This is a genomic window from Bifidobacterium sp. LH_558, from assembly GCF_056356295.1.
The window spans coordinates 1-16793 of record NZ_JBKETZ010000013.1 but is presented as its reverse complement, the minus strand read 5'-3'; the positions used below and the strand labels follow the sequence as shown (position 1 = coordinate 16793).

Annotated in this window: 7 protein-coding genes, 2 pseudogenes and 1 CRISPR repeat array; of the genes and pseudogenes, 2 read left to right on the top strand and 7 right to left on the bottom strand. The window is 56.3% G+C overall.

Features of this window, described 5'->3' with window-relative positions; all coding sequences use genetic code 11:
* Window positions 1–236: 236 nt before the first annotated feature.
* Together AC1AV0_RS10845 and AC1AV0_RS10840 are read right to left on the bottom strand one after the other, a co-directional pair.
* Window positions 237–1133: a glycoside hydrolase family 43 protein gene (locus AC1AV0_RS10845; protein WP_083570396.1), complete on the bottom strand. Its 897-nt coding sequence runs from the start codon at window positions 1131–1133 to the stop codon at window positions 237–239.
* Window positions 1134–1149: 16 nt separating this feature from the next.
* Entirely contained in the window at window positions 1150–2361 is a 1212-nt protein-coding gene (locus AC1AV0_RS10840; protein ID WP_083570395.1) for an MFS transporter, read from the bottom strand.
* Window positions 2362–2402: 41 nt separating this feature from the next.
* Between AC1AV0_RS10840 and AC1AV0_RS10835 the strand changes: the two genes are divergently transcribed.
* Complete coding sequence (locus tag AC1AV0_RS10835; RefSeq protein WP_083570393.1) at window positions 2403–3452, top strand: helix-turn-helix domain-containing protein; 1050 nt, start codon at window positions 2403–2405, stop codon at window positions 3450–3452.
* 30 nt (window positions 3453–3482) lie between these two features.
* Here the strand turns inward: AC1AV0_RS10835 and AC1AV0_RS10830 are convergent, their stop codons facing one another.
* From AC1AV0_RS10830 to cas9, 5 genes and pseudogenes are all read right to left on the bottom strand, one after another.
* On the bottom strand, window positions 3483–5732 hold the full coding sequence (locus tag AC1AV0_RS10830; RefSeq protein ID WP_072727133.1) for an elongation factor G: 2250 nt from the start codon (window positions 5730–5732) through the stop codon (window positions 3483–3485).
* A 187-nt stretch (window positions 5733–5919) separates the two neighbouring features.
* Window positions 5920–9240: a mupirocin-resistant isoleucine--tRNA ligase gene (ileS, locus tag AC1AV0_RS10825; RefSeq protein ID WP_072727132.1), complete on the bottom strand. Its 3321-nt coding sequence runs from the start codon at window positions 9238–9240 to the stop codon at window positions 5920–5922.
* 1005 nt (window positions 9241–10245) lie between these two features.
* Window positions 10246–11303: a CRISPR direct-repeat array (repeat unit 36 nt; unit sequence GCTGGGAATTAGCATTCACCCTTCTTGATAAGCTTG).
* Between the two features lie 51 nt (window positions 11304–11354).
* Window positions 11355–11687 carry a CRISPR-associated endonuclease Cas2 gene (cas2, locus tag AC1AV0_RS10820; protein ID WP_072727131.1) on the bottom strand — a complete coding sequence of 111 codons (333 nt, stop codon included), beginning with the start codon at window positions 11685–11687 and terminating at the stop codon, window positions 11355–11357.
* A pseudogene (gene cas1, locus AC1AV0_RS10815) lies at window positions 11674–12588 on the bottom strand (type II CRISPR-associated endonuclease Cas1). The gene cas2 and the pseudogene cas1 overlap by 14 nt, the downstream one beginning before the upstream one ends.
* A gap of 28 nt (window positions 12589–12616) precedes the next feature.
* Window positions 12617–16009, bottom strand: coding sequence for a type II CRISPR RNA-guided endonuclease Cas9 (cas9, locus tag AC1AV0_RS10810; protein WP_072727130.1), 3393 nt, complete (start codon window positions 16007–16009; stop codon window positions 12617–12619).
* 203 nt (window positions 16010–16212) lie between these two features.
* Between cas9 and AC1AV0_RS10805 the strand changes: the two are divergent.
* Window positions 16213–16793, top strand: a pseudogene (locus AC1AV0_RS10805) (hypothetical protein); the annotation flags it as partial.

Below are 16793 nucleotides of genomic sequence, written 5' to 3'. Positions count from 1 at the left end.
CGCGCCGACGCCGGACAAAACGACAAATAGATCGCAGGCACCGTTTCGCGCTCACCCATTACGACAAACGAACAACGATTACGCGCTCACTTATTAATGACGAACCTCGCCATTACACAGCGTCTCAGCCACGAGAAAAGCAGCTCTACAGACTGAATTCCGAGCATCATCAACCCCAACCATAGCGAGCGGCTCTCGACTGGAAGAACAGTCGAGAGCCGCTTGAAAGCAGAAGATCAGATGCGCATAGCGAGACCTTGCTCTGATTCCGCGACTTCAAGGAACCGAGGATGCTCGGGTTCGTGATCATTCTGCGCATGCATTGCAAAGTAGCGTTTGCCATCAGGCCCGGTGAACAGCATTCCATGCCCGCCTTGGCCAATCAAAGGCTTGTGCTCGTGTACCCATTGCCCACGAATGCTGCCGTCGGAGGACACGGCCTGCCCGACTGAATATCCCTGTTCCGACCAGCTGGACCACAGCATGACCAGCTTTCCTTGCAAGGTTTTCTCAAGGAAAGGACCGTCGGAGAAATAGGCTGGCCCATCGATGCCGAATTCAGCCTTCGCGAATGGCACCGGCACGCTCCAAGATGCGTCGGACGCCCGAAATACGGTGAATGGATTTCCAATCGCATGGGTCAAATCGGAGGATACCTCCACCGCATCCATATTTCCCTCGGGCACATCTTCAAGAGAATGCGAATACACCAAGTAGACCTTATCGTCTTCTTCGTAGAGCGTACCGTCGATACAGGCCTGAGCCGGATCAGTAAGGCGAGACAGATAGACGAATGGGCCAACGGGCGATTCCGATTCCAACACATTCACCGATTTGCGGCCTTCGACATCTGCCAAAGTGGCGATCAGATAGAATTTGCCGTTGCGGCGGTAGCATTCCGGAGCCCAGTACGCGCGCTCCGCCCAAAAACCTTCCGGCTTGTGGAAAACCTCAACAGGCCCATTCCATTGGACGCAATCATCGCTAACGTAGCAATCGAATCCGTCCATCTCTCCCCATACGCCTTCGGCACGGGTTCCGTACATGTAGTAGCTTCCGTCATATTCCATAACGAAAGGGTCGCGAATATTAATCTGTTCAAGATTCATCGTCACATCCCATTTCTTGTTCATACCAACGGGTCGCCATTCACCGAACAGCGTCCAGACAATGCTTCTGGTAGTTCGTCACGCCAAGGACAACGGCAACGATCAGAGCCATGGTAGCGCCAATGCACATCGCTCCCGCGGCTGTGGATCCGAACAGTCCGTTGATGGCGTTGACCACCACCGGACTGGCGAAACCGCCAAGCGCGTTCGCCGTGGTCATAGCGGCGATGCCGAGAGGGATCAGATACGGCTTCTCAAGCACGGTGATGAGAAAGGGCGCTTGAGCGTAGTACACACTCAGTCCCGCACCGACGAAGAAGCATCCGATGACGAGCACCAGCAGATTGGGAGCGAATCCGACAACAAGAAGAGCGACGCCTTCGATGACGAATCCAAGCATCAACAGGTGATTGGTGATGCGTTTCGCCAGCCGTCCGATAAGCAGGCCTGCGATCAAACCGCCCAACTGGCCGATGGTGGTGGCGAGACCGGCGGTGCCGCTATCGCCAAGATTGTTCTGAGCGACCAGCAGCGCGAGGTTGTTGCTGTATGCGTTGTTGGCGATCAGGAAGAAGAAACCAGCCGCGAGCAGGAACAGGACCTTAGGTGTCAACGCCTGCGTGATGGAGAATTTCTGTTCGCCTCGGTTCCCATCCTCGGCCACCGCATCTTTAGGAAGAGTGAACCAGCAAACCAGCAAGACAATCGCAGCGAACAGGTATACCAGATAGGCGTAGTACCAAGCGACGGTGCCCAGCATTCCTGCGGCGTAGATGAAGACCATCGCGCCGATGCTGGCGAAGGCGACCTGCTTGCCCATCATTCCTTGACGCTGCTCCACATCGTAATGCTCGGAGATGAAGGCCGGCAACGTATTGTTGATAAGACCCAAGCACACACCCAGGCATCCGGACAATGCGATAACGACGCTCAGACTCGAATGCACGATAAACGGCAGGAATCCGAACACCAAGACGCCAGCGATACCAAGCAATGCGACGGTTTTGCGCGAAAAGAGCTGCACGAGCTTGCCTGTGCACCAAGCTCCGACCAGAGCCGTCAGCGTGGAGACAGAAACGATCATCTGCACGCTGCTCAGCGAAGCTTGCGGAAAAGCCTCCGCCACGAGTCCGATAACCGGAGTGATGAAGATTCCTGACAACGAAATCATGCTTAACGTCAGGATACCTATTGTCGGTTTTGCGATACGCATACTATTCTCCTCGAAAACAACCTTGTTTTGATGCGACATTGCTGTCAAGACTTACTGTATTAAGCCATTTATCTTGCATAATGACCACAGTGTGCTCGATAATGACCTTTATGAAGGATAGACGTTCACACGCATTGCCCCACTTGGATATACGCGATGTTCTGCAGCGAAATCCCGACGACCTCATCAAGTATGTGGATTTCCAAAACGTCGACATGTCCCACAACAGCATCGACGTCGCCCAGCAGCGCATCGAACTCACATCCTTTCAGGACGTCGCCCAAGCGGTCGAACATATCTCACCCGACGATGGGTTCGGCATCATCGCGCACGAACTTGAGCATCGGTCAAAACCGCATTTCCACGACTACGTCGAAGTCACCCATGTGCTCAAAGGCAGCGTCATGCTCTGGATCGAGGGACGGACGGAAATCGTGCGAGCGGGCGGAACCATAGCCATCCAACCGGGTGCGAAGCATCTGATCTCACCCGTCGGAGGAGACGCGGATTCAGTCCCCATTGAAATCGACATGCTCGTCTCCGAGACCATCATCAATCGAATGCGCGCACTCGCACCGCACTCCCATGACGAAGCCTTCCACCAATGGGCCTCTTCCTTGAGCGACATACCCTACATCGCCATCGGACCGGACAAGAATCCATCTCTGGAATCAGCCATCAATCGCCTTATCGTGGAATACGGTTCCTCCGAACATTCGTTGCATTACGCGGTCGTCGGCAACCTGTTGGAATGCGTTCACTACCTCAGCCAGACGTTGGACGAGCGCGCCCACGCAGACCCTCTCATCGCTTCCATCCAACAAATCATCGATCGGGATATCGCGCATATCTCCATCGAGTCCATCGCACATCAACTGGGATACAGCGTCGGATACCTCTCCCGATACAGCAAATCACACAGCGGAAAAACCCTCGGGACCCTTATCAATGAAACACGTCTTAACGAGGCGGCCACGGCCCTGACCCAATCGGAACTCACCATCGCCGAAATCACCCGACTTGTGGGGTTCACAAGCCCCAGCTACTTCCACAAAATCTTCCAGAAGCGGTTCTCTCTGACCCCCAAACAGTATCGAAACGCATTCCTGAAAACAGGATTGGGCACATAATCGCGCCGTGCGTTCGCCGTGGGATGCGCTTTACGATTCCACCGCCCAGTCGAGGTGCATGAAGTCGGGGACTTTGTACCATTTGACGGGGTATCCGGCACCGTGCGCGCAGAACACCGAGTCCGGGGTGTTCTCGAGGTCAGATTCGGGGTCGTACGCGGATTGCGCGACCACCCGTTCCTCGTCATGGCAGGGACGGTATCCGGCGAATGTGCAGCTCAGACGCCCGCGGCCGTGCGTGTATGAGTGCACCTCCATCGCATAGTCGCGCATCTCCGAAACGGGGCACTCCCCCACCAGCAGCGCGTAGTCGGCGTCCATCACCGGCGGTTCGAACGAACCGGCCATGCGTTGGATATCCGACATGGCGCGACCGACCATCTCCCCCGGCACCTCCAGGCGGAAACGGTACCACGGTTCCATCACACGGCATGCGCCGCGCTCCTTCAGCCGCATCAGTCCCTGCCGGATCGCCCGGTAGGTGGCCTGGCGGAAGTCGCCACCCTCCGTGTGTTTGAGATGCGCCCGGCCTGCGACCAACGTCATCCTCACATCCGTCAGCGGCGAGCCGGTGAGCACACCCAGATGCTCCTTTTCGCGCATATGCGTCATGATGAGCCGCTGCCAGTTGCGGTCGAGCTCGTTCTCGCTCACCGCGCTGGCGATGCTCACGCCGCCGCTTGGCTCCCCCGGTTCCAAAAGAATATGCACTTCGGCGTAATGGCGCAGCGGTTCGAAATGCCCCACGCCTTCCGCCGTTTCGGTGACGGTCTCACGGTAGAGGATGCCGCCCGGACCGAACGCCACATCCAGACCGAACCGGTCGCGCAAGGTTTGCTGGACGATCTCCAACTGTACGGCACCCATCAGCTGCACGTGGATCTCCTGCAGCCGCTCCACCCACGCGACGTGCAGCAACGGTTCCTCGTCCTCAAGTTCGCGAAGCGCGCCCAAAAGTTTGTGCAGCATCAGATCGTCAAACGTCGGCTTCGGCGCGGCCTTACGCTGCGCAGCATCGGCTTGCGATTCGTCCGATTCCTCGGACTTGCCTGAGTCGTCTGGATTGCTCTTTCCGTCCGGGGAATCGGATGCAGGAGACTTGGCCGGCCGTCGCGCCGCCGTCTCCATCTCGGGTTTCGCGTCGGGAGGTAGGACGGTGTAGGTGAGCACCGGCTGCAATGCGGGCGATTCGGCATCCTTCTCGAAACCGAGTCCCTCGCCGGGGAATGTTTGGGTCAGGCCGGTCGCGGCGCAGATGGCGCCGGCGGGCAGCTCTGTGGCGATGTCGAATTTCGCGCCGTTGTAGACGCGCAGTTGGTCGACTTTCTCATGCCAGCGTTCGTCTTGCGCGGCCGCTCCCCCATCAGACTGCCCACCGGCTGAGTGAAGCGGTGCCTCCGACGCGACCGGCGTGGAACTCAGCATCGTCTTGGCTTTCAGCGTGCCGCCGGTGACGCGCAGCCAAGTGAGGCGGTTGTGCTGCTGGTCGTGGGCTATTTTGAACACCCGCGCTCCGAATTCGGCCGGCCATTGAGGCTCGCGAGCCAGCCGCGACAGGCCGGCCATGAACTCGTCGATGCCGTCGAGTTTCAGCGCGGAACCGAAGAAGACGGGGAACAGTCTGCGTTCGGCGATCATGGTTTGGATGCGGCCCAATGAGATTCCGCCGGTCTCCAGAAACTCGTCCAACGCGAGTTCGTCCTGTTCGGCGATGGATTCGAGCAGTTCGGCGGAAGGTTCGTCATCTCCGGATGTGATTCCACCCACCTGCCCGGTCGAGTCGGACGATTCCTCTCCGCCGAACATGGCGGCCGCAAGCGGTAGGCACGCATCGGAGCAGCGGCGATGCAGTTGGGCGAGTACCGTCTCACGGTCGGCGCTTGGGGAGTCCATTTTGTTGACGAAAACGAATGTCGGCACATGGTATTGCGACAGCAATCGCCACAGCGTTTCCGTATGCCCCTGCACGCCGTCGATGCCGGAGACGACGAGGATCGCGTAATCGAGCACGCGCAATACACGCTCGGTTTCCGCCGCGAAGTCGACGTGGCCCGGCGTGTCCAGCAGGGTGAGTTCGAGATCGCCGCGAACGACTTTGGTCTGATGCGCATGGATGGTGATGCCGCGCTGCTTTTCCAACGATTCGGTGTCGAGGAAGGCGTCGCCGTGGTCCACGCGGCCGAGTTTGCGGATTTCGCCCGTGCGGTAGAGCAACGCTTCGGACAGGGTGGTTTTCCCCGCGTCCACATGGGCCACGATGCCCGCAACGATGTGTTTCATCGGAACCCCTTTCGCACGCGGCGATGTCCAGAACGTGTCCGTGCGACCCTTTTGCGAGGACCAAACGAATAAAAATGGCTGGGATTCGTTGGAATTCCAACGAATCCCAGCCTATACGAAATGTGCTTTCGTGTGCGGTTTCCTCGCACGGGCGTCACTGCGCGCGACGCCCATGCGAACCCGCCAATCAGGCCTTGACGACCTGAACGCCGAGTTCCTTCACGTCCGCGGCCTCGATTTCAAGGGAGGTGGCCAGCGTCTCGCCGGCGATCAGATCCTTGAACTGTTCGGCCTTGGCCGCATCGGCGGCGGGCACGGTCAACGTCAGCGCGATACGGTCGGCGATGTCGAGACCGGCGGACTTACGGGCGTCCTGCACGGCGCGAATCGCATCACGCGCGTAGCCTTCGGCCACCAGATCGTCGGTCAGCGCGGTGTCGAGGATCACGAAACCACCGGTCGGCAGAGCCGCGGAGACGGCGGCCGCATCGGCATCCGCGTTCTCCTGCTCCACACGGTTGATCAGCTCGTACTCGCCTTCGACCAGCGCGATCTCCCCGTTCGGGGTCTCCACCACGGGAGCGCCGGAGGTGTCCACATGCCATGCGCCGGACTTGGAGGCCTTGATCGCGAACTGCACCTGCTTGCCCAAGCGAGGGCCGGCGGCGCGCGCGTTCACACGCAGCTCGTTGACGATCTTCAACCCATGCTCGCCGGCGTCCTCCAGTGTGGAGAGCGCGACGGCCTTGACGTTGAGCTCGGACTTCAGAATCTCCTCATACGCGGCGACGGCGGTCGGATCGGCCACCACGACGGTGAGCTTGGACAACGGCTGGCGCACGCGGATCTGCTCGGCCTTACGCAGCGACAAGGTGCCGGAGACCACCTCGCGCACCTTCTCCATGGCGGCGACGAGCGCATCGTCGCCCACCAGCACCTCGCCCAGTTCGGTCGCGGCGCCGGACGCGTCGACCAGCGCCGGCCAGTCGGCCAGATGCACGGATTCGCCGCCGGTCAGGCCACGCCACACGGCTTCGGCCTCCATCGGGGCGAGCGGCGCGAGCACGCGCATGAACGCCTCGAGCACGGTGTACAGCGTGTTGAACGCGTTCTCGTCCTCGTTCCAGAAGCGGTCTCGCGTGTTGCGGATGTACCAGTTGGTGAGCACGTCGATGAAGTCGCTTACCGCGTCGCAGGCGTCGGAGATCGCGAACTCGTCCAGCGACTTGGTCGCGCGCTCGAGCAGCATGCGGGCGCGGGCCAGCAGGTAGCGGTCCATCTCGGGCAGGGCGGCCACCTCGTCGGCACGCAGGGTGCGCGCGTCGAAGCCCTTGCCGCCGTTGGCCGCATTGGCGTACAGCGTGAAGAAGTAGTAGGAGCTCCACACCGGCAGCATGACCTGGCGCACGGTGTCGCGGATGCCTTCGGCGGTGACGATCAGGTTGCCGCCGCGCAGGATCGGCGAGGACATGAGGAACCAACGCATCGCGTCGGAGCCGAAGTCGTTGAACACGCCGTTGACGTCCGGATAGTTGCGCAGGTGCTTCGACATCTTCTGGCCGTCGGAGCCGAGCACGATGCCGTGGCAGATCACGTTCTTGAACGCGGGTTTGTCGAACAGGGCGGTGGCCATGATGTGCAGCGTGTAGAACCAGCCGCGGGTCTGGCCGATGTATTCGACGATGTAGTCGCACGGGAAGTGCTGTTCGAAGAAGTCCTTGTTCTCGAACGGGTAATGGAACTGCGCGAAGGGCATGGAGCCGGATTCGAACCAGCAGTCGAGCACGTCGGTGATGCGGTGCATGCGGCTCTTGCCGGTCGGGTCGTCCGGGTTGACGCGGGTCAGATTGTCGATCCACGGGCGGTGCATGTTGATCTCACCCTTGTCATCGCGCGGATAGTCGCCGAAGTCGTCTTTGAGCTCCTCCAGCGAGCCGTACACGTCGACGCGCGGATACTTCGGATCGTCGCTCACCCACACCGGGATCGGGCTGCCCCAGAAACGGTTGCGGGAGATGGACCAGTCGCGCGCGTTGGCGAGCCATTTGCCGAACTGTCCGTCCTTGACGTTGTCGGGGATCCAGTTGATCTCCTGGTTGAGTTCGAGCAGACGGTCCTTGATCTTGGTCACGGAGACGAACCAGCTGGAGACCGGCTTATAGATCAGAGGGGTGGCGCAGCGCCAGCAGTGCGGGTAGGAGTGCACGTAGCTCTTCTCCTGGAAGAGAATCGCGCGCTGGTCCTCTCCCATGCGGGCGAGCGGACCGTCGCCGGCGCGCAGGTTGCGCAGGATCGGCAGGTTCGCGTCGAACACGTACTGGCCCTCATAGTCGGGGCACAGCGCGTTGAAGTGGCAGCCTTCGTCGAGCACGTCCACGCTCTTGATGCCGTGCGCGTTGAGCGTGTTCATATCGTCCTCGCCATAGGGCGCCTGATGCACGAGGCCGGTACCCTCGTTGGTGTCGACGTAGTCGGCGGTGAAGATCTGATAGGCGTTCGGGCCGGGGGTGCCGCCTTCGGCGAGCGCCTCGTCGGAGGCGAAGTATGGGAACACCGGCCAGTAACGCCAGCCTTCCATCTCGGCACCCTTGAGTTCGCGCACGATCTCGTAGTTCTCGCCGAGCTCCTTCGCATAGGAGGCGAGCAGGGGCTTGCCGAGGTAGAACTTCTTGCCGACGAACTTGCCTTCGGTGGGGCGCACCTCGACGTAGTCGATGTCGGCGCCGACGACGATGGCGAAGTTGGTGGGCACGGTCCACGGCGTGGTGGTCCAGAAGACGGCGTAGGCGTCCTCCTCGTCGCGCAGCTTGACGGCCACAGAGACAGTGGTGTCCTGACGGTCCTGGTAGACGTCGGCGTCCATGCGCAGCTCGTGCGCGCTCAGCGGCGTCTGGTCCTTCGGGCAGTACGGCAGCACGCGGTAGCCCTTGTAGGCCAGGCCTTTGTCGTAGAGCTGCTTGAACGCCCACATCACAGACTCCATGTAGGGGATGTTGAGCGTCTTGTAGCCGTGCTCGAAGTCGACCCAGCGGGCCTGACGGTGCACGTACTCCTGCCATTCGTTGGTGTATTTGAGCACCGAGGAGCGGCAGGCCTCGTTGAACTTGTCGATGCCGAGCTCGTGGATCTGGTCCACGGAGTCGATGCCGAGCTCCTTCTGCGCCTCCAGTTCGGCGGGCAGGCCGTGGGTGTCCCAGCCGAACACGCGGTTGACCTTGCGCCCCTTCATGGTCTGGTAGCGCGGGATCACGTCCTTCGCGTAGCCGGTCAGCAGATGGCCGTAGTGCGGCAGACCGTTGGCGAAGGGCGGGCCGTCGAAGAACACGAACTCGTTCTGGCTGTGGTCGCCGGAGGGGTTGCGTTCGATGGATTTGTTGAAGGTGTCGTCCTGGTCCCAGTACTTGAGGACGGATTCCTCCAGGTTGGGAAAGCTGGGGTTCGGGGCGACGTGCTGGGTTTCGTCGCTCACCGATGCCTTGGGATACACGCTGTTGGTGTTCTCGCTCACCGCTGTTCTCCTCGTGAGATGCTTCGTTGGTTTCCTCACGAGGACGATGATGACGGGCCGGTCGTTTCATCCGTTCCCCGCTGTCGCGCTGCTGCTGCGCTTCGGGATGCGGACCGCACCGGCCGCGGCATTACCGCGGTACCACCTCGCTTGCCACGCTTCGTCGCCCGGTTTGGGGCGATGATGCGCGACCGCTTCATGTCCGGCTGTTTCGGGCCGGTCCCGTCGGGTCTAATAAGCCGCGTTCGCCGTGCGATATGCTTCGCACCGACGGCCGCCGCCGTTCTTCCGAGCGCTCCCCGCTGATAACGGATCGTCGCGTCACAACGCCGCCCATCATAGCACCGCCGGGCGGACGAAGTTCCGGTGGGTTCCGCGCAGTGTTGCAAGAGGTTCACACGACAATCCTCACAAGATCGGAAATAGGTTCACTGCTCAACAAAGAGAAATATCTACCGCACGCACTGCCGCTCACAAAGAGAAGCTATATCACTCTCTCATAGGAAAACACTTGGAATATGCAATGCATCGCTACGCGCATGCTGACCACAACCAGCAGTGCGGCTCTTAGCACTTTCACCGTAAAGTGACGTTCCTTTTCCACATGCATAACAGTCATATCTATACGCCACATCCGAATCTCCTTTCATGGCTCTCCAAATATTTATTGGCATGGTATGCCGAGACAGAATCTCAAAACAGATGTCGTCATGAAACATATTGAAAAAGCCGTCTTCTCCAACAGAAGACGGCTTAAACACGCAACTAAAGCACTAATTCTCAGCTTCAAATATTAATCACGCGCAAAAACCAAAGTAGACCATTCACAAAGACAACGCCAATCCCTCGTATGAAGAACTAACATTTTCACCGATGCAGGTCTCATTGTCATCACTCAGCGACACCATATACGACTCTATTTATATCGGGAACAGGGACGACGAAAGATCCCTGCTCACCCTTCTTGATAAGCTTGAACCTCCACGAACTCTCCTCCGCCATCTAGCTGGGAATTAGCATTCACCCTTCTTGATAAGCTTGGCATCACGGGAACGTGGCCGCTCCATTCGCTGGGAATTAGCATTCACCCTTCTTGATAAGCTTGCATCTTGCCCGCATTCACGGGATGTTTGGCTGGGAATTAGCATTCACCCTTCTTGATAAGCTTGCTTCGTGCTGCTCACCGCCTGACCAAAGGCTGGGATTAGCATTCACCCTTCTTGATAAGCTTGTTCATCGATGAGATCCCGCAGGCCTACAGCTGGGAATTAGCATTCACCCTTCTTGATAAGCTTGCTTCGTGCTGCTCACCGCCTGACCAAAGGCTGGGATTAGCATTCACCCTTCTTGATAAGCTTGTTCATCGATGAGATCCCGCAGGCCTACAGCTGGGAATTAGCATTCACCCTTCTTGATAAGCTTGCGAAAAGTAATAGGACATGCGCTTCTTAGCTGGGAATTAGCATTCACCCTTCTTGATAAGCTTGATGGCCACCGCCACCCGATACGATCTTAGCTGGGAATTAGCATTCACCCTTCTTGATAAGCTTGAGCTCACGGCAACACCGCCTACTATGCAGCTGGGAATTAGCATTCACCCTTCTTGATAAGCTTGGGCAACGGCGTCGGCACGCAGATGATCGGCTGGGAATTAGCATTCACCCTTCTTGATAAGCTTGCCGTCCGCGAACTCGACATCTATCGCGTGCTGGGAATTAGCATTCACCCTTCTTGATAAGCTTGATAGATGGTCTGCTCATCCCGCATGAGCGCTGGGAATTAGCATTCACCCTTCTTGATAAGCTTGGATGTAACCTCAATGAACGTCACACCAAGCGGGGAATTAGCATTCACCCTTCTTGATAAGCTTGCTTCAGCGGATTCATCGCCAACTCCTTTGCTGGGAATTAGCATTCACCCTTCTTGATAAGCTTGCACCCGCACGACATACACGGCTTCAAATGCTGGGAATTAGCATTCACCCTTCTTGATAAGCTTGTGGCGTATACGTAGACGAGCCAATGGTCGCTGGGAATTAGCATTCACCCTTCTTGATAAGCTTGATAGCTCGTCAAGAAGGGCTATTTTCCAATAGGTTACGCTCGATTTTCCAATCAAAAAAGCAAAAGCGTATCTGGAGTTTCTTCCTCATGATCCACCTTACGACTGGAAAAACGCAGCGCCGTCGACCACTGGTGATCGCTGATATGCAGTATTCGGACCTGCCCTTTCGCTGGCAGGTTTTCTTTTACCATCTTCACCGTCGCCCTGTTTCCAGCCTGAGTTGGCGTATATCGAGCGTATACAGAGAATTGCACCATCGAATAGCCCATATCAAGCAGCAAGTTACGAAACCGTGTGGCCTCTTGCCTTTGCTTCTTGGTTCGCACCGGCAAATCAAACATCACCAAACACCACATGCCTCCGCTGTCCTCATCGATTTTCATAGATCCCCTCAAAGAGAGGAACCTCAAGACGGTCGATCTTTTTCTCGCAGTACATTCCAAACTGCTGAGCAAAGTCATTCAAAGAGCTTGGAATGGTCAAACCAACACCGTTAAACTGCTGATTCACAGCATCAACAAGGTAACGCTTGATTTCACGGTCCGAGAGAACGTCGTCTTCGTCAAGATTCGATACAGCCAAATCAATTGCTGGACGGTAAACCTCTATGAGATCATCAGCGAGACAATAGTAATTGCCTCTGCCATGATGGTTCACTCCAAACACTGGTGATAATCCTGCTGATATAACCGCTTTGATCGCAAAACCTCATAAAACCATGTAGGCATAGTCCAGTTGAGCGTTACGGCCCAATCCACTTCCGGGGGCGCGCGTGAACTCATGGTCACGAGGGAATACTCGTTTCCAGTATTCCCTAGCGGCATAACCTTCTACATTCGCGGGATCGCCTGATCTTACTTGCGCGGCAATGCCTCGCAATAAACCACCACCATCAATATGTTGAGAATCCAGACAAGCGGCTTGTCCGCGTATTTTATTCTGCACGATACGCGCCCAAGCATTCTTTTTTCGAGGTAACGACATCTGCGACTGTGCAATATGCCGTGCCGTGACATATGTATGCGTTTCGCTCCATGAGTGCATTGCGGAAATGGGAACGGACCGCCAATCACACAATATAACGCTTACACCATATTTGGCCAACTCATACAGCGCCGCAGTCGAGCAATTCGCCTTCAGCCCCAGCAACATCACAGCAGTCTGGGCAAGCGGCACTTCCGTAGGCGAGTCAGCATTCGTTGGCTGTATACTGACTCGTCCACGGACATAAGTGATTCGTCCCTCAAGTTCCGTACAATCAATTACTCTCCATGCATTTTGCATACCTTCCTCGCATCCGTCTCAGCCTTTCTTATTCGCACCACCTCCATGAAGTGGGTAGTCCATGCAGAGATCGCATACGTGGTTCACCCAACGCATTGAATCTCAGCACTTGCGGTTTTAAATTTGCCAAAGGATCAATAGCAGGACGCCATCCTTTTCCGCTCACTATTTTCTGAACCCCGTCTGGCACTTCTGCACCTTTTTTCTCAGCCGTCTCTTTCAAACCTTCCGCAGAGAGAAAGCGAGGCCTTAGAATCAATTTCGAGGGGTCTCCAAATCCTGCGACGGTCCAATCGCTGCATACATTGAATGACTGCGTACAGTCCTTTTGAAAGAAGTTGAGCATGTCAGCGATCTGCCCCGTTATTTTTTGCTCCCCAAAGTCCACTCTGATAAGGTCCCCGACCACCAGAGAACCCAAATACTCTTCTCGACCTTCATAAATCGCCCGCACGATTTTCTTTTCGCCATAACGCATTGATACAGAGTGTTCAGGTAACGAAACAGTGAATAAATCTTCACTAGCACTTCGCAGCAAATCAACTTGGAATACACGGATCATACCGTAGAAACACTTGTCGCCCTTTGCACCCTCTTTCCAACAACGGTATATACGGGCATGATGGATGGCCGACCCAATATCCGCAGACCCTCCTTGTACGGCAATCTGAGCAGCATTTGATGCAAAAAACGACACCCTATCCGCTGCGTCGAGTCGCTGGCCATTTAGGTGAATTACCCGATCTACATTCTCTGGCAAACCATGCGCCACATCGTAATCAGGCAGACGTGTTAACGCACAATACAGTGCAGGAGTGGAAGCTTTACGAATCGTATCCGAGTCAATGGCACTTCCCAATTCACACTTATCCAACGCGTGAATCGTCGCATTGTGAGCGATTGAATTCCCCAAGGACATGCGTTGCCACTGCGAAACCATAATCCGATTATGATCAAGAGCATCATTCAGCAGGACCAGCAGCGTTTTCATACGATTCGACCATTGCCGGTACGAATCATAGGAGCCAGACCCCGGTTCCGGATACCGTTTCCAGCTCACCATTCCATCATGAATCCCGTAAAAAACCTGCGATTCGCGCAAAGATCCGCGCACAGACAAAGTTTGCGCGCTGTCTGAATCCATCATCGCGATGATCGCCGCGTCCACTGCATGGTGCCGCCTGTCCAGACGAGTTTTGTAATGGGCTCCCACAAAATGAATAGCGCCATCAATACCACTTGCTTTACGTGCGTCAGCGATGATGCGCCCTCGATATACATTAACCGCAATAAAAGCCTTTTCTGTTTTTGCTAACGATTTGCCATTGTAACGATCTGCGTTATAGAACCAATCAATCCTGCGATGTAATTCATCGGCCATCCACGCAACTGATTCCATGGAACGATTATCAATCGCCTCGTCTTCCTCCGTTTGTTTCAAGCGCATGCTCACCGATTGCTTGAAAGCTCTCTGTTCAGAGGAAGTATCTGCACCAGGAAGGAAAGCTTCCACACGTTCTAAAGCTTGCTTCATATCAACTCTGCGAGCTTGAGCGGCGACTGTTTTCTCCCATGCGGCAAATGGAGTCTTCCCCTTCATACGGTTGCATTCCGCACATACTGCGGCCAAGTTATCCCGAGTATTGGTAGACCCTTTTCCTTTACGCGGAACAATATGATCCATTTCACATGTCTTAAAGCTAATGCCAGCACCACAATACAGACATTGTCCATTCTGACGCTGAATCGCTTCCAACCGTCGAATATCGGACTCACGAGGACTTGCAATTCGCATATCGTCCTTAAGGTATTTGATCAAATCTTCTCGGTACAGCGTACGTCGCCTCTGGGTGTTCTCATACGCCTTCTTGTTCCTACCCGCAGTCGCAACGGAAGATAACGCATCACGCACATGCTCAATCTGCACCGATTCTGGATCTCCCCAACGGTTGCGACAACTCATCAGATATCGATTGACGATTTTCAATACTCGATCAACGGACGGATTACCAACTGGAGTTCCAATCCTCTCCGCTGCGGGACGCCAATTATCTCCCACTCCGAAAAGATGCTTACGAGCCTCATGCAAATCGTCATCTGTGGTCAGCATCTGATGAGTGAGCTTGCGCAAGGTTCCTTCAGAGTACGAGGCACGACCTGATTGCAGGTTTATCTCGTCAAGCTTCGACAACTCTTCATCGTTCAGCTGATCTATAAAACTGATTGCCTGCTCATAGCACGGATCATCATGGACTTTACCCACGTCAACCGTGTTCGACAACAATCGAATCATGGACTCATGAGATGATTCGTCCGTTGCCCTCCACCAGTCAATCAGCTTCGCACGGAGCTTCTTGTCTTTGCATTCAAAGATGCTTTGCACTGAGTTCAGCCGCGGAGGGCGACTGGTGATACGTTCCTCCCCATCCGGGGTCAGACTGCCCACGCCCTTGATTTGTGAACGCTTCCAACCGAATATCTCGGCCACATCAGACCAAGTGATTTCTTCTGTTGATGGTGCGGTGAGACTGTCATACACAGTTCCCTTTTCGGAAATGGACAGAGGTCGCTGGAATCCGTTTTCTGCGATACGCAAGTTTGCCAGCATACTCACAATCCGATAGCGTTGAAATACCAAAGATGCCTTCAGCGCACGCAGTTCATGGTCAAAAGGGTCTTTCCCCACGCGATGTTCCGTAGACCCTTTAGGCGAATGCGCATGAAAAACCGCCAAGAGAAGCTTTCTCGACTCACCCTCAGGAACATGCTGCATGGAAAAGATCACCTTAAGTTCATTAGCATTGTCTTCCTGCATAAGCTTTGTAGGAAGAAGTCCTTCACGTGCTTCCCGATTAACGGATCCGGTTCTCAGCCGTAGAGCTTCCGCGTAACCAGCGGACAGTACCTCTTCAATAATTTGCGCAGGGGTTAGGCCTTCTGGAAGATCACGGTCAAGATATCTTTCGGTCTTTTCCAGAAGCTGCCCATACTGTTCGGAATAATCGTTCTCGTTCAACAATGACTCCGTACGATGATACGGATTGCGCCATCCTCTATGCCGAGCAATATGACGGACAGCCACGGAAATAGCCTCTTTACGTTGCTCTTCATCTGCGATGAATTCATCCGCCGCTTTCGCTCGAATCATCCATTCTGCGAAAGGCTCGGTCAAGGTATTGGAATCAACAATCGGATACCCATACTGTTGGAGCAATGCGTCAAGCTTTTCCAAACGCTTACGACGCCGGTGCCGCATACGCCTAGTACGACGTGCCACGCCAGACATGTTCTTCCGAGTGATTGCTTCCTTGTTCTTCTGGGGATCAATGCCACCGTCATGAATCACGCTCTGTGCGTTGAGGATCCTGACTGGCATACCGTCGTCATCCACTTGGATACATGCAAGCCCCACGGATTTCAGACCGAGGGTTAAGTGACAGAATGTGGGTCTTAAATCCGGTGCGGGGCGTTGTCGTGCAACGCGTGTCGCGGGGTTTTAACGTCCTGCGTGTTGATCAGGCGGCGTGGTTGACTTTCCTTGTGTTTCGTGCTTCTGCTGTCGTGGGATGCATGGGCAGGAGAAAATCGGCGAGGGCGAGACGGTGCGGGCTGTGCGGGGAGGCGATGCGCAAGAAGGGGTTCACCTCGGCCGACAGGCAGCGGTGGCACTGCGACCGGTGCCGGGCCGGCACGGTCGCGCAACGCGTCGATCTGACGAGGATGGCCGAGTTCCGCGCGTTCCTCGCGTGGATCACGGGACGGAGCACCGCCGCCCAGGCCGCGGCCGGGCTCGGCGTGAGCCGCCGCACCTTCGCCCGCCGCGTCGCGTGGTGCTGGAACGTCAGGCCCTCCATCGCGACGGACGGCGCCGTATGCCACGTCGTCGAGACGGACGGCACGTACGCGCACGGCTGGTGCATGCTGATCGCCGTCGACGGCGGGGGCGAGCCGTTGGGCTGGCAGTGGTGCGACGCGGAGAGCCGCGCCGCGTACCGGCGGCTGTTCGGACGGATCCCCATGCCGGACGTGCTGGTGGCCGACGGCGGGGCCGGCTGCCTGGCCGCCGCCGGCGACGAGTGGCCGGACGCGAGGGTCCAGCGGTGTCTGGTGTTTATGTTCAATGTTCTTTGGGCAGGAGTGGCATGGTGTTTTCCGCTTGATGTGCAGCTGTTTTTCCGCAGTGTCGTCATCTTCGTGATGATATG